The sequence below is a fragment of the Deinococcus radiophilus genome, assembly GCF_020889625.1.
Taxonomy (GTDB): Bacteria; Deinococcota; Deinococci; order Deinococcales; family Deinococcaceae; genus Deinococcus; species Deinococcus radiophilus.
Genome location: NZ_CP086380.1, coordinates 1,756,137 through 1,777,294, shown reverse-complemented (window position 1 = coordinate 1,777,294; position 21,158 = coordinate 1,756,137). Strand labels below are relative to the sequence as shown.

The following is a 21,158-nucleotide window of genomic DNA, read 5'->3' as shown; positions in this document are numbered from 1 at the left end:
TGAGACATGACCAACAACCGAACCGAAGCCGAGCAGCGCCGCTCGCAGCAATTTGAACACGCCCTGGTGCTGGAAACCGCCCGCGTGACCGAAGGGGCCGCTCTGGCCGCCAGTCGGTGGGTCGGCATGGGCGACAAAATGGCCGTGGACGACGCTGGAACGACGGCCATGCGTGAACTGCTGGGATCACTTAACATTCGCGGCACGGTGGTGATTGGCGAGGGCGAGATGGACGAAGCCCCGATGCTGTATATCGGCGAGGAACTGGGCCAGGGCGAGTACGAGGTGGATATTGCCGTGGACCCGGTGGAGGGCACCAGTGTCACTGCCAAGGGCCTGCCCAACGGCATCGCCGTGATTGCCCTGAGCGAAAAAGGCGGCCTGATGCATGCTCCCGACTGTTACATGGAGAAGCTGGTCGTGCCACCGCCCGCCGCCAACAAGGTCAGCCTGGACTACTCGATCGCCGAGAACCTGAAGATCATCGCCGAGTCGCTGGACCGCGATGTGGACGACTTGCTGGTGACCATCCTGGACCGTGAACGGCACGCCGACCATATCCGCCAGATTCGTGACGCGGGCGCCCGCGTCAAGCTGATTGGTGACGGCGACGTGATTGCCAGTCTTGCCGTTGCGGTGCGTGGCAGTGGTGTGCACTGTCTGATGGGTTCTGGCGGTGCTCCCGAAGGTGTGCTGAGCGCCGCTGCCATGAAGTGCCTGGGCGGGCACATCCAGGGTCAGTTCATCGCTGAGGACGACACCATGCGCGAACGGTTCAAGCTGATGGGGGTCGAAGAGGGCCGCATCTATAAGACCCATGAACTGGCTCCTGGCAACCAGATCGTATTCAGTGCCACCGGCATTACCAGTGGCGACCTGTTGTACGGCGTACGCCGCTTTGGCGGTGGAGCACGTACCCACACCCTGGTCATGGGTCACGCCACCCGCGTGGTGCGTTTTATCGATACCGTCCACCTGGAAGATGATGGGGCCCGCGTCCACGTTCGCATCTGAGCGTCACTGAGGCAAGGGAGTGCGGCGTGATATACCTACGCCGCACTCCCTTTTTGCTGGCTGAGGTCAGCCTTCTTTGAGCCAGCTGCCGTGATTCAGTTCCAGGCTGGCTGCGTCGGCGGCGCGGGCCAGACGCCAGCTGCCACCCGCATTCTGACGGGCGCTCCAGGACCACTGGTCGTCCTCGAAGCGCAGCCGGGTAACGCCCAGGCCCTCAGCGCAGCCCAGCAAGTCGGCCACCTGTGCCGTCAACTGATCGCTCGCTCCCTGCTGTACCCGCCCGCCCTGCACCACCCAGGCGTCTGCAGGCAGTGAACTGGTGTCCGTTGCAGGCGCAGGTTCAGCAGATGTACCTAGTGGAGCGACTGTTTCGGCAACCACAGGTGCTTCGGTGGGACCAGGGGCCGCAGGTTGCGCCGCTGCTCCAGACAGGAAGGCGAAAGGGTTGAAGTCAGTCTCGGCGGGAGCTGTGGCTGGGGCGGGCGTAGGGCTGTCCGTTGCCAGCAGATCGCGTCCCTCTTCCTGATCACTTTCAATCACTTCCAGCAGGCCAGTGCCATCACTTCCATCTTCAGCCATGTCGAAAATGCCCAGCAGGTCGCTCAGTGCATCTTCTCCGAAGCTGGCGGTCACTTCCTGTGCGGCGGCGTGCTCGGCGTGGGCTTCATCCAGCAGCGCTTCGGCTTCTTCCAGGGTGGTCACGTAGCGCTCACGGGCCTGTGCCGAGAGCTGTCCCAGGCCACGCTGGGCTCTTAGCGTATCGGCCAGGCGGCCCAGGCGCTGAATGGTTTCCCCGGCCAGGTTGCGTACCGAATCGTACTCCTGAACGACATGATCAGCGCGGGTGTCCAGTTCCTCGCGTTCCTGAGCAGCCTGACCCATGCGGCGCTCCAGTACATCGTACAGAGCGTCCACATTGACTGTCTCGCCGCGTCCCAGGGCTTCGCGGGCCTCGGCAATCTGGGAGGCCAGTTCTTCGCTTGCGCCGGCCACATCACGGGCGCTGCGCTCCAGCTCGGACAGCTCGCGGTGCTGGCGCAGGGTGTCGCCGCCATCGGGCGACAGACGCAGTGCCGAAAGGGTCAGTTCCAGGTCGCGCAGCTCATCGCCGGCCAGGCCGCCTTCTTCCAGGGTGTGGCGGGCCAGGCCCAGCGACAGGCGGGCTTTGGCAGCTTCGTCACTTGCGGACAGGTCGGCCAGGGCACGTTCCAGCTCTTCCAGTTGGGCCTGCTGCTCAGCCCGCAGCGCATCACGCTGGGTGCCCAGTTCCTGCTGCCACGCGCCGATGGCTTCTTCGGTCAGGGTGCCGGCCACCATCGCGTCGTTCAGATCGCGGGCATGGGCTTCCAGTTCAGGCCGCGCCGAGATCAGTGGGCCGTATTCGGCCAGCACATCGCCCAAGTGACGCCCGGCGTGTTCCAGTTCCAGCGCCCGGATCTTGGCCTGCGCTGCCGGGTCCATCACCGTTACCTCGCCGGGGGCGGTCTGCACCACCGACGATTCCAGCTTTTTGCGGAGGGTCAGGCTTAACTTGCGGGCGCGTTCCACCTCGCCGGGCAGCAACATGCCTTGCTTCTGCGCATCGTCAATCTGTTCCAGCAGGTTTTCCAGGCGCCGGACTTCGCGCCCGCCCACACCGCTGACCCGCTCAAAGCTGGCCTTCAGCTCGGCCAGGTCCTGGCCCTGTGCCACCAGCCCTTCGGCCAGTCGGCGTTCCATCTGCCCGATCAGGCCTTCGCCCTCTTCCAGCAGAGCCGCGACATCGTTGCCTACCGCTTCTTCCTGGCGGGCCATGTTCAGTACGCCGCGCAGGCGCTGAGATTCGGGCCAGTCAAAGTACAGCGTGAACCGGCGCACGCCCTCTTCTAGGCGGCTGAGGTCTGCTGGGACATAGTCCACCGTGCCAACCTCGGCGGCCACACGCTGCACTTCAGCCAGCACATCCAGCACGCGCTTTTTGGCCATCTGGGCCGGAAGGCTCATTTGCAGGCGGCGGTAGATGTCGCGTTTGAGGATGCCCTCTAGGGCCTGGGCATCCAGCTGCGCGGGATGAACGCGGCGCTCCTGCGCGGCGTCTTGGATGATGCGCTCCAGGGCGCGCGTGGAGAGCACGTCCCCAAGCATCTTGACGGGAATTCGGGACAGGACTGCGTTCATCGTAGGACCTCGCTGGCCTCACCGCAGCGAGCTTGGGGATACGGTGGGCGGTAGAGGAAAGTATATCTTGCGGCTATGACCATCTCCTCACAGCTCGCTGCTCATACTCCGGGGGGCCTATGCTGATCTTTGAAGAATTGCAGGTCAGGGGCCACGAATCCCTCTCGCTGATTCAGCATCCCATGACGGGCCTGCGGGCCGTGCTGGCGGTTCATTCCACGGCACTGGGGCCGGCCATCGCGGGCGTGCGCCTGCGCCGAATGGATGAGGAAGCCCTGGTGCGCTCAGCGCTGGACCTCAGCGAGAGCCTCACCTACAAGTCGGCCTTGGCGGGCCTGAACTTCGGCGGTGGGGCCTGCGTGATCATGCCCGGCGACGAGAATCTGCTGGGCAGCCGCGCCCAGCCGCATACCCGTGAGGCCCTCTTCCGCGCCCTGGGCCGCGAGCTGCGCCCCCTCAGTAGCCGGGTCATCCTGACCGAAGACATTGGGGTGACGCCACGCGATATTTCCTTTGTGGCCCAGGAAACGCCAGGCACTCTGGGTCAGCACACCGATACCAGCCGCGTGACCGGATACGGGGTGTACCGGGGCATGAAAGCGGCAGCCAAGTATGTGCTGGACAGCGAAAGTATGCGCGGTGTCCGGGTGGCGATCTATGGTTTGGGTGGCGTGGGCCGTGAACTGGCCGAGCACCTCGCCCGCGAGGGAGCCCGCCTGATCGTGGCCGACAGTCGTCCCCACGTGATGCAGGAACTGGTGGAAGATCTGGGTGCCGAGGCCATGGAGCCTGCCGACATTCTGGACGCGCCCTGCGATGTGTTTGCCCCCTGCGCCAGCGGCAGCAGTATTCCAGCAGCGGCCGTGTCCCGCCTGCAGTGCCGCATGATTGCCGGCAGCGAACACCACCCGCTGACCCGCGCCGGAGAAGATGCCGTGCGTGAGGCCGGGATCGTCTACATTCCCGACTTTGCCATTAATAGCGCTGGGCTGATCGCGGCCGCGCAGGGCGTGAGCAAAGAGGAGGCCGCCGAGCAGGTGTATCAGAATGTCGCACGGATCTGCGAGGTCGCGCAGCATGTGGCGCAGCCGGTTCATCTGGTGGCCCGCATGATGGCAGAGCAGCGGATTTCCCTGATCGGTTCACTGGGCCGGGGGGAGTAGGAGCAAAGAAAGAACCCCGTCCTAGACGGGGCTTTTCTTTTCTGGCTCGGCAGGTTGGGGTCGAACCAACGACCGTCCGATTAACAGTCGGATGCTCTGCCACTGAGCTACGAAACATCGTCCCATACAGTATAAAATGGATTTTTGTATCTGTAAAGGTGGCTCAGGAGCATCCGATATTTGAGAGCATTTGCGGGACTGTTAAGTGGGTGCTATCTTCCCCGTACAACGATTACACCCTGTGTGGTCCCTACGTTGACGCTTCAGCAGAGTATTGCCTCTAGAGGTGAGCGAGATCACCCAAAAGCAAAAGTAGCCCCTAAAAAGGCGTGGAAGCCCCAGGTAACTGAGGTGACGGGTAATAAGCTATGCGCTTACCGCAGACACCAGTTGATCTGGGGTCTTCCATGTCGGCTCAAATTCGCTGGCGAATTCGCGGTTGAGCAATAAGCTGGACTCTTGATGAAGTCTATAGACACTGTGTTACTGGGTTTGTTACTGGCTGTGGCTGCAGCAGGTGTAGTTAAGGATTTCTTACCCTCTGCCCCCCCTGCGCCCCAAGTGCAAGCCACTCAACGCTGGGAGTACAAGCAGCTGCTGGTTGATGCTGTGTATGCCAGTGATGCTGATAGAGAGTCTGCAGAGTTCGCCGCCTCTGTTGGAATCGAGACGGATGACGGTAAGAAGCACTTTGCCCTTGATGAAGCTCAATTGGCGAGCTTGGGCGAAGAGGGCTGGGAGCTGGTGGCTGCTTTGCCTGCTACCGAGACCGCTTACACCAACTTTGGGAATAGCCAATACGTTACAGGACTTCAGCCTAACGTCCGTTCTGGGAGCGTAACCCTTGTGTTCAAACGCCCCCTAGTCGGTGCTGCTCCCGCCTCTGCACTCCTGCCACAATCTGAGACTGCCCCTTAGTCCGAAGCGGTTCCCGAAGCCGCTCCTGTGCTGGTCGCTGAGTCAGTCTCAGAGGAGAGTGAGGAGCCAGAGCGGACGGCGAGGAAACCTTCGCTTCAACTTGTGGAGGGTGTTCTGGACAGGCACCTGACCGGGAGTTGGCGGCGATGATGCGCAAATTCAGTGAAGAGTACGCGGCTGAAGGTGACCTGCAAGCTACCGGTAATTATCCGAATCCCTAGAGCCCCCGCTGGTTCTCGTTGTAGGTCAGGTCGAAGACCATATCCTGCATCCACTTCTGGAAGCTCCCATTATCCGAGTACTGTTTGAAAAGCTCAGTGTTGTCCTTCATCAGTGCTACCAGTACTCGTCCTAGCGCCTTATTACCTTCAATTCGGGCATTCTGCTTACTAGAGTTGCGCATAGCATTCTGGTAGGCAATGTCTTCAGCGACTCGCGCTGGAATCTCCTCGGTAATCAGCTTATGGAGCTTGTCCTTATCTGACCACTGAATGTTTCCGAACTGGTCATTGAATGCCTTGAGAATGTGCGAGAGAGTATCCAGCTCCGCTTCGGCTTTGCCTAGCACTCCTGCACCAGGCGTTGGGTCCACAGTGCCGTCTTTATCGGTCAGCGCGATGTGCTGCATCGCCTGTTTCTCGGCGCGGTAACTGTCCATGTCGATGGTTTCCAGAATCCCGCGAGACAGGTCTTCTTCCTTGGGCGCAGGCAGCTTGGGAATCAGGAAGTTGAGGAAGATGGAGAGCTTCTCCCAGGCAGCGTCAGAGTAGGGGAGAAGTGCTGCCAGGAAGCTGTAGATGCGGACAAACGATTTGGCATTCCCCTTGAACTCCACCTGCTGCTCTTCATCCAGTTCGTTGTAGTCCGCAACGCAGGCATCCAGAATCGGGTCCAGGCGGTCACGCTGTGCGCCAGAGAGATACAGCTCCACCAGCGCGTCAACCTGCTCAGGGCTGTACACCTGCATGCCGTCCAGGTCGCTCTTGAGGTCGTGCAGCTTGTTGGGGTCGGTTTCGTCGCTAAGCACCGTGGTGCGGTAATACGGCTCGAACGATTTCTGAATGACTTCCGTATCGTTCTGGAAGTCGAGCACGAACACGTCATGCTTCTTGGGATGGGCACGGTTCAGCCGGGAGAGGGTCTGGACCGCTTTGATGCCGGACAGAGGCTTGTCTACATACATGGTGTGGAGCAGCGGTTCATCGTAGCCCGTCTGGAACTTGTCGGCGCAGATCAGGAAGCGGTAGGGATCTTCCTGAATACGGTCTGGAATGTCCTGCGAAGGAAACCCGTTCAGGCTAGCTTCAGTGACTTTGACCCCGCCGTACTCCGGCTCTCCAGAGAAGGCGACGATGGCTTTGTAAGGGCTCTTGCGCTCACTCAGGTAGTCGCGTACCGCGTGGAAATACTCGATGGCGCGCTGAATGCTGCCGGTCACGATCATGGCCCGCGCTTCGCCGCCTACCTTCTGCTGCGCGATGACCTGCTCATGGAAGTGGTCCACCATAATCTCCGCCTTGGTGCGGATAGCGTGCTGGTGTCCCTCAACATAGTTCCGTAGCTTCTTCTGGGCGCGCTTGGCATCAAACTCCGGGTCGGCTTCCACCTTCTTCACCAGGCGGTAATAGCTCTGAACAGGCGTGTAACTCTTCAGCACGTCCATGATGAAGCCCTCCTGGGTTGCCTGCTTCATGCTGTAGACGTGGAAAGGGAGATGCTGCACCTGCCCCTGCTGCTGAACGGGTGTGCCGAAGGTTTCCAGCGTGCGGTTCTTGGGCGTAGCGGTGAACGCGAAGTAACTGGCGTTCTTCAGCATCTTGCGGGACTGCATCCGCTTGTCCAGGGCTTCGTTGATCCAGTCTTCGGTGTCCTGCTCTCCCTCGTCCGCTGAAGCTGCGGGTAGATGGTCTCCCGACATCGCCTGATTCATGGCAGCCGCGCTGCGTCCGCTCTGGCTGGAGTGCGCCTCATCAATCAGGATGGCGAAGCTTTTGCCCTGTTCCAGGCTGATTTCATCAAGGATGAAGGGGAACTTCTGGACGGTGGTGATGATGATCTTCTTGCCACTCTGGAGAAAGGTTCGCAGGTCGCCGGAGTGAACGGCGTGTCCTACAGTGGACTTGACCTGAGCAAACTGCCGGATGGTGTCACGAATCTGCTTGTCGAGGATGCGGCGGTCCGTCACGACCACCACCGAGTCGAAGACAGGCTGACCATCACGCTGCAAGCCCACCAGTTGGTGCGCCAGCCAAGCGATGGAGTTGGACTTACCACTGCCCGCTGAGTGCTGAATCAGGTAGCGCTGACCCGCGCCACGCGCTTGCACGTCTGCCAGGAGCTTCCGGACCGCGTCCAGCTGGTGGTAACGCGGGAAGATGGCTTTGCGCTTCTTCTTGCCCGGTTTCTTGGGATTTTCCTCTTCAACGACCTGAGCGTAGTTTTCCAGAATGTTGGTCAGGCTCTGGGGATGCAGCACCTCTTCCCAGAAGTAAGCCGTCTTGAGTCCATTCGGGTTTGGCGGGTTGCCTCCCCCCTGGTTCCAGCCCCGGTTGAAGGGGAGGAACCATGACGCCTTACCTGCCAGTTGGGTGCAAAAGTAGACCTCACTGTCGTCTACCGCGAAGTGGGCGATGCAGCGTCCCAACTCGAATAGGCGTTCACGCGGGTCGCGGTCACGTTTGTACTGTTCAATGGCGTCACCGACTGTCTGCTTGGTCAGGCTGTTCTTGAGTTCAAGGGTGGCGATAGGCAGTCCGTTCACGAACAAACCCAGGTCAAGCGCCAGGGCAGTTTCGTTGTTGCTGTACCGAAGCTGCCGGGTCACGGTGAAGCGGTTCTGGGCGTAGCGCTCCTCCGCTGCAGTGTTGCCGGGAGTCGGCGTGCCGTAGAACAGGTCCACGCTATGGGGACCGTGATTTATGCCGTTTCTCAGCACATCCACGATGCCGCGCTTGGTGATCTCGCCCTGAAGCCTGGAGAGGAACTTGTGGCGGGTCGGGCTGGCATTGTGTAGGTCAAAGGCATCTACTAGTCCTGGCTGAGTCGCCTCCAGAAAAGCGGTCAGCTGCACCAGGTCCACCTGATACTCGCGCTCGTATGCCTGCGGTGAACCCGCCAGCCAGCCACCACTGGTCAGTGAGTTGACGATGATGGTTTCCAGGGCTTTTTCAGATGTATCGGTAGGCATGGGGGCAGACGGTTCCTTCCGGGGAATCAAACTGGGGCGCTCAGAATCGGATGTTCTCCAATCCTAGCGCCCTGTTCCTATAGTGGCTGCTCAAATGCCTGACTCAGCCGCCATCAGTGCTGAGTTGACCGCAGCCACCCGGTCATAGAGCGGACCGGAGCGCACGATGCCTTCTCCTAAGCCCTGCTTGGTTGACCTGAAAACCGTTTCTACGGTGTCGCCAAAGCCGATGACCACCAGCCAGCGCTCCCCACCCACAGTGACTGCCCAGCAGGAATTGACGAACTTGCCTGTGTCGGCGCGAACTTCAGCGGTCAGGAGTTCCCAAGTTGCTGTATCGAAATTTGCCAGCTTCTCCAGGGGTGCCTGTCGCTCAGCAGAGCGTTCCCGCAGGTGCTGAGCGTGCCACTTCAGTTGTCTGCGTCCCTGCATCTTGAACCGTACCCGCTCGAAGAGCGAGGCAGGTCCAGTAGCGATGTGGAAGCGTGCTTTCTCGAAGCGGGTTCCCTGACGAGCCATCAGTCCTTCGTGCTCACAGCGGACCAGGATTCCAGTCGGTCGGTAAGGGGCGTACAGTCAGCGGCACTCGCTTATCGCTGCGCCAGGTGACCGTCTCGCCGTCGCAGCCGCCACCCAGCAGCTGGCTCCTGAACTGCGGAGTCGCGCCGGGAGTGACCCAGATGTTCCGTCCCTGCCAGGTGGGGAAAGGGCAAGGAGCGTTCTGGGAATAGTCGAGTTTCTGGGCGTATACCGTCATGTTGGTATCGATACCGAAGTACGCCAGATAGCGCCGCTGGGGTTTGAACTCGGCAATGCCCAGTTCCAGTGCCGCGCCGCCGCCACCATCACCGTAGCTGCCTTCCAACGCCAGTTCCGAGTAGCCGTTGCGGTTGATGTCACGAACCGAGTAGAGGTTGAACATCTGCCCTGCGAAGGTGTAGTGCGCGGTAGCCTTACCGTTCTGGGCGATCACGATGCCCTGCGCTGCGCTCATGCCTCCATGAAAGCAGTTATAGAGGTAAGCGATCTGCTCGGTCTTTTGCTGAGTAAATGAGCCCTTCGCCTTACCCATGACCCTGAACTCTGGGCAAGAGGTGCCGGACAGTGGCGAATACTCGTCGCCAAATATCTTGTACCAGGCTGCTTGCTTAAAAGCTGTGTTAGCAAGACGACTGACGAGTCCGTACTCCGCGTTGGAGAGTTGCGGTTTGGGCGTCTTGCTCTCGAAGTCGTAGACGAGGCGTTCCTGAGCGGACGCCCCAGAGAATGCCATGAAGCCGAGCAACCAGACAGCCGTTTTGTGCATACCCCCATTGTGGGCTGGCTAGCCGCTACCAAGCAGCAGATTTGGGCAGCCCTGCTTCCTCAACTTTGATTGTTGACCTACCGCTTCGCTCATATCCTGAGCTTCGTGAGACCCCACCGTCTGTTGGCTGCTCTGTCGCTCCTGAGCCTAAGTGTTCCCGCCTTTGCCGCGCCCCTGGCACAAGGGCAGGAATATAACGTCCCCGGCACCAAGACCTGGGCGTGGATGCACCGCGACCCCGAGACCGGAGAGAACTACAGTGAAGTTATCTTTGATGACCTGAACGGCAAGGAAGCCTACCTGACCTTCAAGTGCATCTACCCCGGCTTCACCCACCTGCTTTTTGCCGATCAGCCCCTGTTTGATCTGCGGACTCCCACCTTTGCCGACAGTACCGTGAAGGTGTACTACAGCGTTGATGGTGGCGAGCTGCGCCCTGTTGAGTCTGTGAACTTTGAACTAGGCGAGGAGCTGACTGACCTCAGCAACAAAGTGCTGTCCTTCAACAGCAGGCGTGCCAACGAGGAAATCACCAAGGGCTTAGGGCGTGGTGCCACTGTGGACCTCGTTATCATGCCGACTAGCTTTAGCCCCATGAAGAGTGCGACCCAGTACCGCTTCAGCGGCAAAGGCTTCTTCGAAGCGATGGAGAAGATCAACTTCTGCGACATGCAGATGATGAAAGCCAACTAAGGTAGAAGAGGAATCTGGCGAAAACCTGGATTCCTCTAAACGTTTTGTCTCTCAGATGGCTTTGATAGTGATATCAGCAAGTGCAGTTCTGGTGTCGCAGGAGAGGCTGTATTTAACCCCATCAGGCGTTCTGCCTACCTTGTTCCAGTTTTTAGAACCCTGGAGGCAAGCTTTCTCCATGCTCGCTGTCCACCCAGTACCGATGAAGCTTTTGAGGAAGTCGTTGAGGATTCTTTTCTCCGTAGAGCTGAACTGGGCGTTGCCAGTGGGAGTAAACGTCGTCACCTTCGCCAAGAAGATTTGACTGGTCGCAGCTCTGCGGCGCACAGACATGGTGCCGCGTGCCAAGCCGTAGTCATACAGCTTTACCCCGTCTCTAGACATGGTCGATAAGTACTCACAGCCTTGACGCTTGCAGAAGCCAGACTCGTTGACCGAAGCCTTGCTCATGAGCAGCGTGGGGTTCGACTGAGCCACAGCACCCGACGCGAGCAGCAAGGTGGACAGGGGGAGAGTAAATTTGTAGTTCACGACCTCAGTAGGTGACAACTTCGTCTAAAGGCGCTCCTGGTGGGCAAAAGGGCTGGGTCAACAGGTCTAGGACAGCCATGAACTGTTTGGGTTTCCACCGTAAGGCATCCACGAGATGCTGAGCACCGTGCCGCACCAGACTGACCGCTCTACGACCATGCTTGAGAACGGGGATGGGCTGGGTCTGGCCCAGCCAGACCCCCAGGCGCAAGCAGAACACCCAGGCCAGTGTCACCAGGCCAAAGAGCCGCTGTAGACGGCTCCTTTCCGTCATCCCAGTCCGCTCCAGGTCGAAGCCTCGCATCTTGAAGCTGCTGAAGGTGCACTCGATTGACCAGCGCTGCTTGTACAGCTTCCAGGTCTTCCGAGCGCTGAAATCTGTGGCAATGATGACGAGGTCACCTGTGGATGACCTCGTCGCGACCACCCGCATGAGTTCGCCAAACACGAACACCTTTTCGTCGATTTCATGGAAATGACCGTGCTGGACGTGCTTAAACCATTCCTTCCCATTCGTGTCGTCCAGCATGTCGCTGTGCCGAATGCGGATCGCCCGCTTGATGCCTTGACGACGGAGAAAACGGAACCACTCCGCACCGATGAACTCACGGTCAGCCACCAGGCCTTGCCAGCGTTTCGCTGGCAAGACGCGGAGGAGCTTCAATACCAGCCACATACGGGCATAGGTATGGCTGTTCCCAGACTCATCAAGAGGAACCCAAATCAGGGGCAGGGTGAAGCCATGAACCACGGCTCCAAGCACCAGAAAATTGATGGGCGTTTCCCCATGCTCCCAGTTGGTGCGGTCCAGACTCAGCAACACCTTCCCCGGTGGAAGATGGACGACGAGCAGAGCGATGAAAAAGTCCATGTCCAGCTGCTCATCCCGGAAGGTTCGGTCCGCCCTTCTTTTCTTGGCTTGCGGCGTGCTGATACCGGGCATGTGAGGACTCAGGTCGTGATGATTGATGCTCCTCGCGGCAATCATCGCCAGAAGCACATCGATCAGCCGCTGAAGGGTGTCAATGCGGAGGTGACTCGCGTGTGCTTTGAAGTGGCGGGTCAGTACGGTAGCCTGCTGGGCGGCGGATTCTGTTGTTTTCACACTCTCAGGAAACCGTGAACAGTCGGCCCCATCAAGCTTGATGGGGCCGACTGTTGGTTTTTGCCGTCTAGGACAATGTGAAACTGAAGTTGTCACCTACTGAGGTTCACGACTACATTTTATCTAGCTGGGCGGATGGGCATGGACAATTTTGAGCCATACCTACTCGCTACTCTTCATCCGCTGAGCCAGCTTCTTCCAACTCCGTAGCGTCCTCCAGTTCACCGTCAACGGCTTCCTCCACCAAGCCTTCCTGCTCCAGCTCTGGCAGCCCCGCCGCTGCCTCCCGCACATCCAGCTTGCCTGTGACCACATCAGCAATCAGGCGAGTACGATATTCGCGGAGGAGGGCGATTTCCTGCTCAGCACGGGTGATTGCCTGGTTTAACTTGGCGGTTTCTGCGTTTATGTACTTGACGATGGCTCTCTGCTCAGAAGCAGGGGGTATGAGAATCGGTATGCGCTTCATACGCTGAATTGACAAATCCCACTGACCTGTTCTGACACCATCCGATGCACGGGCAAATAGGGCTACGTAAGCTTTACTCCTTAGTAACGCTGCGCCATAAGGAAGGTACGGGACTGCAAAGCGAAAGACGAAATAAGCGGGGCTTACTATGCCATCATGGGGTGCCAGGCCCATGGAACCCTGCCACGCTTTCATTTTGTTAATGACTAAATCACCTTCTCGGACTACCTTGTAATTAGAAAGATCATCGGGGATGAAGTTGTGGTTCTCCTCTTTGCTTTCCCGGTTACGAAGGATAACTCCCTTCTCCCGTATGACAGAGAGGAGAGGAAGATCTGGTTGGTTACGTTCACTCCTATATGAAATGAGAGAACCAAGATTCTGCACCTCCCACCCCTCCGGCACGTCCCCCAGCCACTCCACACCACTGGGCTTCAGCCGCACGTCAGGGTCTAGCCCGCGTGTCACCGCCTGATGGATGATGACCTGCTTCTGCTCTTGCAACAGCCGAATCATCCGCTGCTTGGCGGCAATGAGTTTGCGGATGCGGTGGTCGGCGTGGCTGAGGTAACGGACGATGGCGGCTTGCTCTTCAAGTGTAGGTAGTGGGAACGGTGCATTGAGGAATGAATCGTCAGTTAGCTGCAGGCGGGAAATCCAAATTCCTTTGGAGCGCACTTGCAGTTCCCACTGGAAGTGCGAAGATCTAACCAAATAGTTAAGGTAGTCAGGAGATAACTCTTGTATGTCTCGGACTCTATAAACGCTGTAGGCGGTACTGATAAGTAGCTTCCAGGTGTAGATTGCATCATATTGCAATTCCCCAGTTGGCTCCACCAACTGCCCTTCGCAAATCTGTTTTGTTCTGGTAGTGGCGTTCTGGCAACTCTTGATATTTCAGGTGTCGCCACTGGGGCTCCATATCATTGAGTTCAGGGCTGTAGGCGGGGAGATGGGCGATGATGAGACCGAGGTCCTGCCACCTCTTCCGTTGCTGGTTCACTGCCGAGCAAGTGTGCACACTTGCTCGGTCCACAAGGACAACCGTAGGACATTCTGGATTCGCATCAGCAGCAAGAACCTCGATGAAATCCACAACGGCCTGACCTGTAGTATTTCCCTCTATCTCTCGGTAAAACACTGTTCCAGACCCATATTCCACAACTCCCATTAAGTTCAATCGGGCACGGATACCACGAGCTTTACTCGTGGGTACACGGAGGGGCTGCTGAATAGGTCGCCAGCTATAGGTATTGGGTTGAGTCAACCAAATAGCGGCTTCGTCGAGGAAAAGAAGTTTCAGGAGGCCGAACTTGGCCCCCTTTTTACCACTTCAAGGTTTTCCTTGAACCTGGCTTTTTCCTCTGGGTCAGCTTGTCCAGCAACGACGTAGCGGGTACGCTGCCAAGTCAGTCCCAGCTTATGGAGCTGGTCCGTAATAGCCGTGTGTTTGAGGTGTATGCCATGTTCTTGGACGAGATATTCACCCACTGTCTTGGCGGTCCACACTCGGTCATCTTGAGCAATCAGCCGTTTCAAATCTTCGCCAATCTCAGGCGTAATCTGACTCTTGCTTCCAGGGTGGATGCGCTCTTTGAGCGCATCTAGGCCACCTTCGCGGTAAAGGGTAATGACACGACGTACGCGGGTAGCAGTCAGGATACCCATGCCTGCAATCTTGTAGGAGGATAGTCCCTGGTGAGCATGCCAGAGGGCAAAGTACCGTTTGCGCTCACATGGAAGGACATCAGTCGAAAACATTAATTGCTGGAGCCGAGTTTCGTCTTCAGGAGTCAGTTGGGGGTCAAGTCGTCTGATGACTTAGTCTACACCCGGAAGCTACTTAATGCCGTGATGCTTGGCAACACCTAGACCACGACTCCAAGCCCATAAACTGTTGATCACAAGGTCATCGGGCCAACAGAGCTTGTGCCCTGCATAGGACTCAGCTTGGAACATGGTGACCTTAGTGCTTGACCGAGGAATGACCCCCCGCTCGGAAGAAACGGTGAGTAGTTCTTCAGTACCTTGCTGAGAGCGCACATCAATCACCTTGAGGATATTTTTGCCTCGCTTCACCTCCCAATGCTCCGGCACTTCTCCCAACCAGGGCACACCGCTGTCCTTCATGCGGGCGTAGGGCTTGGGCTTGGCTTGCTCTACCTGGGTCATAGGCTCTCGAACCACGCTTTCACCTTCTGTGCCATCAGGTAGCGGCGCTGCTCCAGAAAGTCCTCGTAGGGCATGCCAGAGTCGTCCAGCATGTTGGCGGGGATGCAGTGAACCGCCAGGTTGTCACGCAGCTGCTGTTCGTCGGTGATGCCGCCGTACTTCACTTCACCGCCGCGCACCTGCTCGCGCAGTTCGCTGAAGTACACCTGCGGGTCTTTGTTGCCGATTCGGATGTTGATTTCCTGCTGTGCCAGGACGTAGTTGGCAACCTGGTTGTACTTGCGGCTGGGCAGCCCCTGACGCTTGAGAAAGTCCGCTGGGTAGATGTGGTGAATGTCGGTACGGTTGACCAGCAGGTCGGGCACCCGGATGGACTGTGAGAGGAAGCCGTAATCGTTCGCCCGGGCCTGCGCAGCTTGGTATGCCAGGAAGCCGGTAGTGGTAGAGCGCGAGGTGTTGAGGGCTTCGGGGAGAGCGACTTCCCAGAAGTTCTCGCCCAGTGCGGCGCTGACGGCTTGCTGCACGCCGCGTTCCAGTCCGCGCTCGGTCAGCAGGCGGATATCGCGGTCAAAGGCGGTCTCGGCGCTGCCAGAGTAGCGACCTGTCAGCACCGACATGGCATACCAGCGGGTGACCAGCCGCTCCAGCTGGTGCTGCTCCATGCCGTCTGCGCGCCCCTTGAGGTACACGACATAGGCGAAGTTCAGCGCGTTGCCGCTGTTAAGCAGCTTGGGCGTGATGAAGCCCGCCGAGCGGATAATCATCACAAAGCGCTTGAAATGGGTTTCGTTCATGAACCGCAGCACGCCTGCTTCCAGCTGAGCGAAGGACGCTTCAGCGATGCTCTCGAAATTCTGCTTGATTTCAAAGTCACGTCCGGACAGCAGCGCCACCAGATCCTGCAAGCGCCCGCGTCCGAACTCTGAGGTGAACGCCACCCGCAGCATGTCGGTGTAGTCGGGCTGATAGATGTCGTCGCTGTAGTTGGCAAGCCAGCGCATCTTACTCAGGAACTCTGGCTTGAAGTCGCTGTCGCGCTGAATGGTGTCCAGAAACTCTGGATAGCGGCTCAAGCGGCTGAAGTAGTCGATGGCTTTGCGCAGCTGGTGACCACCGTGCTGCTCGCTGGCGGCAATCTTGGACATTACAAAGTCAGCCTGCGAGAGCGACACGCCCTTGGAGTTCACGCGTATGAAGATCTCGTTCACCGTTTCAATGTCCAAGTGCTCTGCCAGCTGAATCACGCCGACCTGCTTCACGTCCATGTCCTTGAGGCGCTGGATACTCCCCGTGACCTGGTTCTGGTCCACGTCAGGGTTGGCAGCAAGGTAGGTGTTCATCATGCTGAAGATCTGTGCCCCAGGCTTGAGCACTTCGCTGACATCGGCAATCCAGGACGAGTCTCTCTCGATGGCGGGGTTGGTGACCTCAAACCGCTCTTCTATGGGGTTGAAGGCGATGCGGATGCGGCGCTTGGTGTAGTCCTTGTCGATGACCTGAATGCCCCGCAGGGAAGTCATCAGCGCCGTGACCCGCTGCTGCCCGTCGATCAGGATGCGCTGACCATTTGCGATGTTGCCGTCTTTAAGGCGCACGTTGGGATTCTGCCAGGTGATGATGTAGCCCACCGGAAAGCCCCGGTAGAGCGAATCCAGCAGATCACGCACCTGGGTACTGTTCCAGACGAAGGGGCGCTGGATTTCAGGAATGGCGATGCTGCCGGAATCAATCCAGCCGAGCAGGTTGCTGATGCTATGGGAAGTGACGCTGTACAGTTCGTTAGCCATGCGAGGGTTCTCCTGTAGGGGTGCTGAGTTCGGCGGCACGCTTGAGGATGCGGTCCAGGGCGCCACTGTGGAAAGCGGAGACCCAGCTGCCCGGCGAGTACTGTTCTGCGCGGCTGAGATAAGCGAGGACACTGCCGAGTTCTTCTGGAGTGGCTTGGCTGAGTGCCGTTTCATCGTCAAGAAGTCGGCTATCTCCTTCTCCACCAGCCTGAAACAGCCGGTTGCGCGAGAGCAGATCAAGGAAGCGTGCGAACTCAGGGTGATAGTACGGAGCGGCGCTGGTGATGAGCCGGTTACCTTTTACAACGCTCTTGACTTCGTAAAGCTGGAAATCTGAGGCGCTGAAGATGGGCTGGAACTGCGCCAGATTCTTCAGGGCAATGCGCTGTGTAACAGAGAGGCTCATGCTCGCCCTTCCTGGGGGTAGCCGGGCATCAGACGCTCCCCACAATCTCGTCCAGCAGGTGCTCAGTCTCGGCTTCCAGGGCACGGATGTCAGCGGTGATCTCTGCCAGCGTGCGCAGCGGCTGGGGTTTGTAGAAGTGGCGGGTGAAGCTGATCTCGTAGCCGATTTTCTCGCTACCCGTTGCTACCCAGGCATCCGGGGCGTAAGGCTTGACCTCACGCTCTATGAACGCCGCGATGCCGCCTTCCTCGGTCAGGGGAATCTGTTCGGTGTCGCGCAGTTCGCTGTCGGATTCATACTCCACCACGCCCGCACTGGTGGCATACAGTCCGTGCAGCAGGTCTTCCTGGGCTTTCTTGTGGATCTTCTTGACGACGGGGTCAGCCTGCTCGTCTCGCTGCGCCAGTTCGTTCTGAAGCAGCTTTTTGTGCTTGGCGGTCAGCTTAAACCCTTCGCGCTTGGCGAAGCGCTCCGCGTGCCCTGAGAAGGTGTTGTAGTTGAGGTGCGGTCCCTCGCCGAGTTCCTGTGCCAGCACCCCAGCCAACTTGGGCAGGTTACGTTCTCCCGCCTCCTCACAAGCCTCTGAGAAGGCTTGCAGACGCTCTGGGGTCAGGTCTACCCGCAGGCGTAGCGGACGCTCCACAGTGACCTTCCAGTAGCCGAAATCGGCATTATTGAAGACTTTGGACTGCTCGCTCTCCTCCAGGCTCAGGAACGCCTCCAGTACACGGTTGGTGTCTCTTGGTCCCAGCTCGCAGTTCTTCTTGCCCAGGTTCTTACGCAGCGGCTGATACCACTCGGTAGCGTCAATCAGCTGCACCTTGCCCCGGCGGTGTTCGGGCTTGCGGTTGGTCAGCACCCAGACGTAGGTGGCGATACCGGTGTTGTAGAACATGTTGAGCGGCAGCGCCACAATCGCTTCCAGCCAGTCGTTCTCGATGATCCAGCGGCGGATGTTGCTCTCGCCCTGTCCAGCGTCGCCCGTAAACAGTGACGAGCCGTTGTGGACACTGGCGATACGGCTGCCCATTGGGGTGCTGTGGATCATCTTGCTGAGCAGGTTCACCATGAACAGCAGCTGTCCATCGCTGGAACGCGTGATCAGCGAGTAGTCACTCTCGCCCCCGTGCTCGATGATGAAGCGGGGATCCTGAATGCCGTCCTTGCCGCCCAGCCGTTCCAGGTCAGTCTTCCAGCTTTTGCCGTAAGGCGGGTTACTCAGCATAAAGTCGAATTCCATGCTGGGAAAGGCGTCGTTGCTGAGCGTGGAGTACTCCGGTCCGCCGACGATGTTATCTGCTGCTTCGCCGTCACCCTTGAGGAGCATGTCTGCCTTAGCGATGGCGTAGGTCTCGCCGTTGATCTCCTGTCCGTACAGGTGCGTGGTGACCTGCTGACCCTGTGCCTCCGCTAGAGCCTTGAGGGTTTCCTCGGCAACGGTGAGCATGCCGCCTGTTCCGCAGGCACCGTCATAGAGCAGGTAGGTGCCGCTCTGAACGTCCTGCGCCACCGGGTCGAAGATGAGGCGCGACATCAGGCGCACCGCGTCACGCGGGGTCCAGTGTTCCCCCGCTTCCTCGTTGTTGTCTTCGTTGAAGCGGCGCACCAGTTCCTCGAACATGGTGCCCATCGCGTGATTGTCCAGACCTGGGAGGCGCACGCTGCCGTCGCCATTCAGTACTGGATAGGGGCTGAGGTTAATTTCGGGTGCCAGGAACTTCTCGATCAGGGTGCCTAGGGCGTCCGAGCGGGAGAGCTTGTTCAGCTGGTTGCGGAACTCGAAGTTCTCCAGAATCTCCTGCACGTTGGGCGAGAAGCCATCCAGGTACGCTTCGAAGTCGGCGCGCAGCTGTTGCTGGTTGGAACGGTGCCGCAGGTCTTTGAGGCTGAAGGGTGAGGTGTTGTAGAAGGCTTCACCCGCTGCGGAGCGGAGCGCCTGGTCCTGCTCGGTGATGCCAGCCTCGTCTAGTGACGCCTTCATCTCGCGGACGGCTTCGCGGTTGGGTTCCAGCACCGCGTCCAAGCGGCGCAGCACCGTCATGGGCAAGATGACATCACGGTACTTGCCCCGGACGTAGAGATCGCGGAGAACATCGTCAGCGATCCCCCAGATGAAGTTGGTCAGCCAGGAGAGTTGGGGACTTTGCATTGTTTCCCATCGTGCCACGAGCATTGCTTCCGGCGCGAGAATATTGCCGATTATGTCAGGACAACGATCATCCTGCGCTTCGGATGCGTAACAAACGGTCCCCTCAGAAGTTGAATCAGCACCGCTGAGCGAAGACGGTACTCTGCGTATAGCGTCTGGAATTTTCCCTCCGCAACGGCTCTATGGTTGAAAGCACTAAATTTTGGTGTACATGAGTCCCTCCTTTCAGGGAGACGAGTAAGGATTTGCCTACATAGTTCTACGCGGTATGTAATGTAGGTAACTGCAGAATGTGACAAAAACTCCTAAAATTAGCGATTGGCGATGGCGACATGAGCGGCGGGTGCGCAAGAACTTACCTCACCATGACCACCTGGGATCCGGAACTCCCCGTTTGAGTACCGCAGCGGAGTGAGCACCGCAGCGACAGCGAGGAGCGCAGGGACGCGAGGAACGGAAAACCATCTGTTCTGGTAGGTGAGTCGGTTGTTCCAATATCGCTTGTATGCGTGCCAGGACTGAGCGCCCACAAGAACAAAACCGTGTTGGGTAGACGGGACGCAGCCGTCTGGTTCCTCCGAGGGAAGCGGTTACTGGCTTAGAGTTCTGCTGCCAACGTTTACCCTGCGTCGTTCGCTACGCTCTCTCCTTGGGCGGGACGGCGTGCAAAGCCCGCCTCTGGACTTCGTCCAGCCCGGATAGGGTTGGAACGCTTGCGGTCAAGTATCAGCAGAATGTAGCAACGTCAGCTTCAAGCAGGCTGGGAGCCAGGGAGCGCTCCGAGGGCTAGATACCTCTGTAATTGCCTCACGAAGCGCACTCTTTTCGAGTAACTGGGACTTGCTGGGAAGAACACAGGGATCGGAGTTCTCACTGGATGGGCGTTGTGCGTACGGCGGTATCCGGTTTCCCTGTGTAGGCATTAGGCAGTAAGTGGTTCTGTCTGGCGAGACGACGGGACGCAGACAGCTTGGCTGCTCGGTGTCCTGTCGTCCTCGACAGACACGGGGGGGTTGTTAAGGGGGGGTGTCTGTCTGTCTAAGTCAGAGGCAAGTGAGTACACGTTACTAGAGCCTCTTTTACCTGCTATCAATTCTCCAGACTTCACGAGATTATCTAGCGATCTGACGAGGGTCCTCTTGCCGACCTCGAAGGTCTCTGTGAATCTAGCTTCCAAATCGCGTGTCGTCTTTGAACCTAACTTCAGCTCTGCTTTGAGCCATGCTTGCCTAGCAGCTTCCTGGTCGGCTTCTTGCGTAGCATCTCCAGCCTTGTCCTTTCTGCGGACGAGTGGATGATCTTTGGCGTCGATAGAGAGGCTTTGGATGTTGCCTAAGCGATGTTTTTCGGGAGAAAGCTCCAAGGTACGAGTAAGCCTGTTCAATTTGAGTTTATATATCTCGTCTGCCAAGCTCTTGATGCGCTGACTCCCGTCGTATTGTTGCTCCCCCTTGTTGGTGTGATGGAGGATAACAATGGCGATAACAAGTTCATGCGCCAAGCGTGAGAGTGGACTCAGGACCATTTCGGCTACAGAGTTGCTATTCATGGCGTTGTCCTTCCCGGTCAAGCTGGCAAGAGAAGAGTAGGAGTCAATGATAACCAGCCCAGCACCTTGTCTGGCTGCCTGCCGAATCAGTTCCTGAATACTCTCAAGGCTTTCAGGATTGTAGAAAGCCTTAACTGGTCCGCGAAGACCTGCTTTTTTCGCCTGTGTCTGGAGTAGCTGCTCGCCCATCTCGAAATCAATCAAGAGAACGTTGGCTTGCTGAGCTTTCCTCCCACAGAATTCTTCACCATTAGCAACTGCGCGTGCCATGTGCAGCATGAGGGCGGTTTTGCCGATACCAGATGGTCCGTAAACGATATTCAGAGTGCCGTTATTGAGAGTTTCCTCAATCAACAGTTCTGGAAGAGGTAACTGCTCCTGATCTTCCCAGGGCACAGCGAAGAGAGAATCCGCTTCTGAGAGTCCTACTCTGCCCTTAAGGGAATCATCGCTGGTAAGTAGCTTCCGGGTGTAGACTAAGTCATCAGACGACTTGACCCCCAACTGACTCCTGAAGACGAAACTCGGCTCCAGCAATTAATGTTTTCGACT

General features: G+C 58.1%; 17 protein-coding genes and 1 tRNA gene. 3 read left to right on the top strand and 15 right to left on the bottom strand.

The features are described 5' to 3' along the window. The first annotated feature begins 6 nt into the window (after window positions 1–6). Window positions 7–1,014, top strand: a complete 1,008-nt coding sequence (gene glpX / locus LMT64_RS08945; RefSeq protein WP_126353412.1) for a class II fructose-bisphosphatase — start codon at window positions 7–9, stop codon at window positions 1,012–1,014. Window positions 1,015–1,080: 66 nt separating this feature from the next. On the opposite strand, the gene LMT64_RS08940 is transcribed toward glpX, so the two are convergent. Then, entirely contained in the window at window positions 1,081–3,126 is a 2,046-nt protein-coding gene (locus tag LMT64_RS08940; protein ID WP_229253173.1) for a coiled-coil domain-containing protein, read from the bottom strand. A 164-nt stretch (window positions 3,127–3,290) separates the two neighbouring features. Here LMT64_RS08940 and LMT64_RS08935 point away from each other — a divergent pair, with 164 nt between their 5' ends. Next, the gene (locus LMT64_RS08935) at window positions 3,291–4,334 is read left to right on the top strand and encodes a Glu/Leu/Phe/Val dehydrogenase family protein (protein WP_126353408.1); all 1,044 of its coding nucleotides are present in this window, start codon (window positions 3,291–3,293) and stop codon (window positions 4,332–4,334) included. 42 nt (window positions 4,335–4,376) lie between these two features. On the opposite strand, the gene LMT64_RS08930 is transcribed toward LMT64_RS08935, so the two are convergent. The 4 genes from LMT64_RS08930 to LMT64_RS08915 form a co-directional block, all read right to left on the bottom strand. Beyond that, window positions 4,377–4,447 (bottom strand) — tRNA-Asn (locus LMT64_RS08930). Between the two features lie 1,022 nt (window positions 4,448–5,469). Continuing rightward, window positions 5,470–8,469 (bottom strand): type I restriction endonuclease subunit R, encoded by a 3,000-nt coding sequence (locus tag LMT64_RS08925; RefSeq protein WP_229253172.1) that lies wholly within the window; start codon window positions 8,467–8,469, stop codon window positions 5,470–5,472. Window positions 8,470–8,529: 60 nt separating this feature from the next. Beyond that, window positions 8,530–8,958 (bottom strand): hypothetical protein, encoded by a 429-nt coding sequence (locus tag LMT64_RS08920; protein ID WP_126353402.1) that lies wholly within the window; start codon window positions 8,956–8,958, stop codon window positions 8,530–8,532. A gap of 13 nt (window positions 8,959–8,971) precedes the next feature. Next, window positions 8,972–9,745, bottom strand: coding sequence for a hypothetical protein (locus LMT64_RS08915; protein ID WP_126353400.1), 774 nt, complete (start codon window positions 9,743–9,745; stop codon window positions 8,972–8,974). Window positions 9,746–9,850: 105 nt separating this feature from the next. Here LMT64_RS08915 and LMT64_RS08910 point away from each other — a divergent pair, with 105 nt between their 5' ends. After that, window positions 9,851–10,438 (top strand): hypothetical protein, encoded by a 588-nt coding sequence (locus LMT64_RS08910; RefSeq protein WP_126353398.1) that lies wholly within the window; start codon window positions 9,851–9,853, stop codon window positions 10,436–10,438. Between the two features lie 51 nt (window positions 10,439–10,489). Here LMT64_RS08910 and LMT64_RS08905 read toward each other — a convergent pair whose 3' ends face one another. From LMT64_RS08905 to LMT64_RS08865, 10 genes are all read right to left on the bottom strand, one after another. Beyond that, the gene (locus LMT64_RS08905) at window positions 10,490–10,969 is read right to left on the bottom strand and encodes a hypothetical protein (protein ID WP_126353396.1); all 480 of its coding nucleotides are present in this window, start codon (window positions 10,967–10,969) and stop codon (window positions 10,490–10,492) included. Between the two features lie 4 nt (window positions 10,970–10,973). Next, window positions 10,974–11,957, bottom strand: coding sequence for an IS4 family transposase (locus tag LMT64_RS08900; protein ID WP_126353712.1), 984 nt, complete (start codon window positions 11,955–11,957; stop codon window positions 10,974–10,976). Window positions 11,958–12,243: 286 nt separating this feature from the next. Then, window positions 12,244–13,362 (bottom strand): restriction endonuclease subunit S, encoded by a 1,119-nt coding sequence (locus tag LMT64_RS08895; RefSeq protein WP_126353394.1) that lies wholly within the window; start codon window positions 13,360–13,362, stop codon window positions 12,244–12,246. Next, window positions 13,352–13,846: a transposase gene (locus LMT64_RS14275; protein ID WP_083801527.1), complete on the bottom strand. Its 495-nt coding sequence runs from the start codon at window positions 13,844–13,846 to the stop codon at window positions 13,352–13,354. Before LMT64_RS14275 ends, LMT64_RS08895 begins: the two co-directional genes overlap by 11 nt. Beyond that, complete coding sequence (locus LMT64_RS08890; RefSeq protein WP_169310663.1) at window positions 13,843–14,211, bottom strand: winged helix-turn-helix domain-containing protein; 369 nt, start codon at window positions 14,209–14,211, stop codon at window positions 13,843–13,845. Before LMT64_RS08890 ends, LMT64_RS14275 begins: the two co-directional genes overlap by 4 nt. A 171-nt stretch (window positions 14,212–14,382) precedes the next feature. Next, the gene (locus LMT64_RS08885; RefSeq protein ID WP_126353576.1) at window positions 14,383–14,715 is read right to left on the bottom strand and encodes a hypothetical protein; all 333 of its coding nucleotides are present in this window, start codon (window positions 14,713–14,715) and stop codon (window positions 14,383–14,385) included. After that, window positions 14,712–16,502 carry a GmrSD restriction endonuclease domain-containing protein gene (locus tag LMT64_RS08880; RefSeq protein ID WP_126353578.1) on the bottom strand — a complete coding sequence of 597 codons (1,791 nt, stop codon included), beginning with the start codon at window positions 16,500–16,502 and terminating at the stop codon, window positions 14,712–14,714. The genes LMT64_RS08885 and LMT64_RS08880 overlap by 4 nt, the downstream gene beginning before the upstream one ends. Beyond that, the gene (locus tag LMT64_RS08875; protein WP_126353580.1) at window positions 16,495–16,908 is read right to left on the bottom strand and encodes a DUF6508 domain-containing protein; all 414 of its coding nucleotides are present in this window, start codon (window positions 16,906–16,908) and stop codon (window positions 16,495–16,497) included. The genes LMT64_RS08880 and LMT64_RS08875 overlap by 8 nt, the downstream gene beginning before the upstream one ends. 28 nt (window positions 16,909–16,936) lie before the next feature. Then, a complete protein-coding gene (locus tag LMT64_RS08870) occupies window positions 16,937–19,057 on the bottom strand; it encodes a type I restriction-modification system subunit M (protein ID WP_126353582.1) in 2,121 nt (706 codons plus the stop codon). Window positions 19,058–19,979: 922 nt separating this feature from the next. Further along, entirely contained in the window at window positions 19,980–21,143 is a 1,164-nt protein-coding gene (locus LMT64_RS08865; RefSeq protein WP_126353584.1) for an AAA family ATPase, read from the bottom strand. Window positions 21,144–21,158 lie beyond the last annotated feature (15 nt).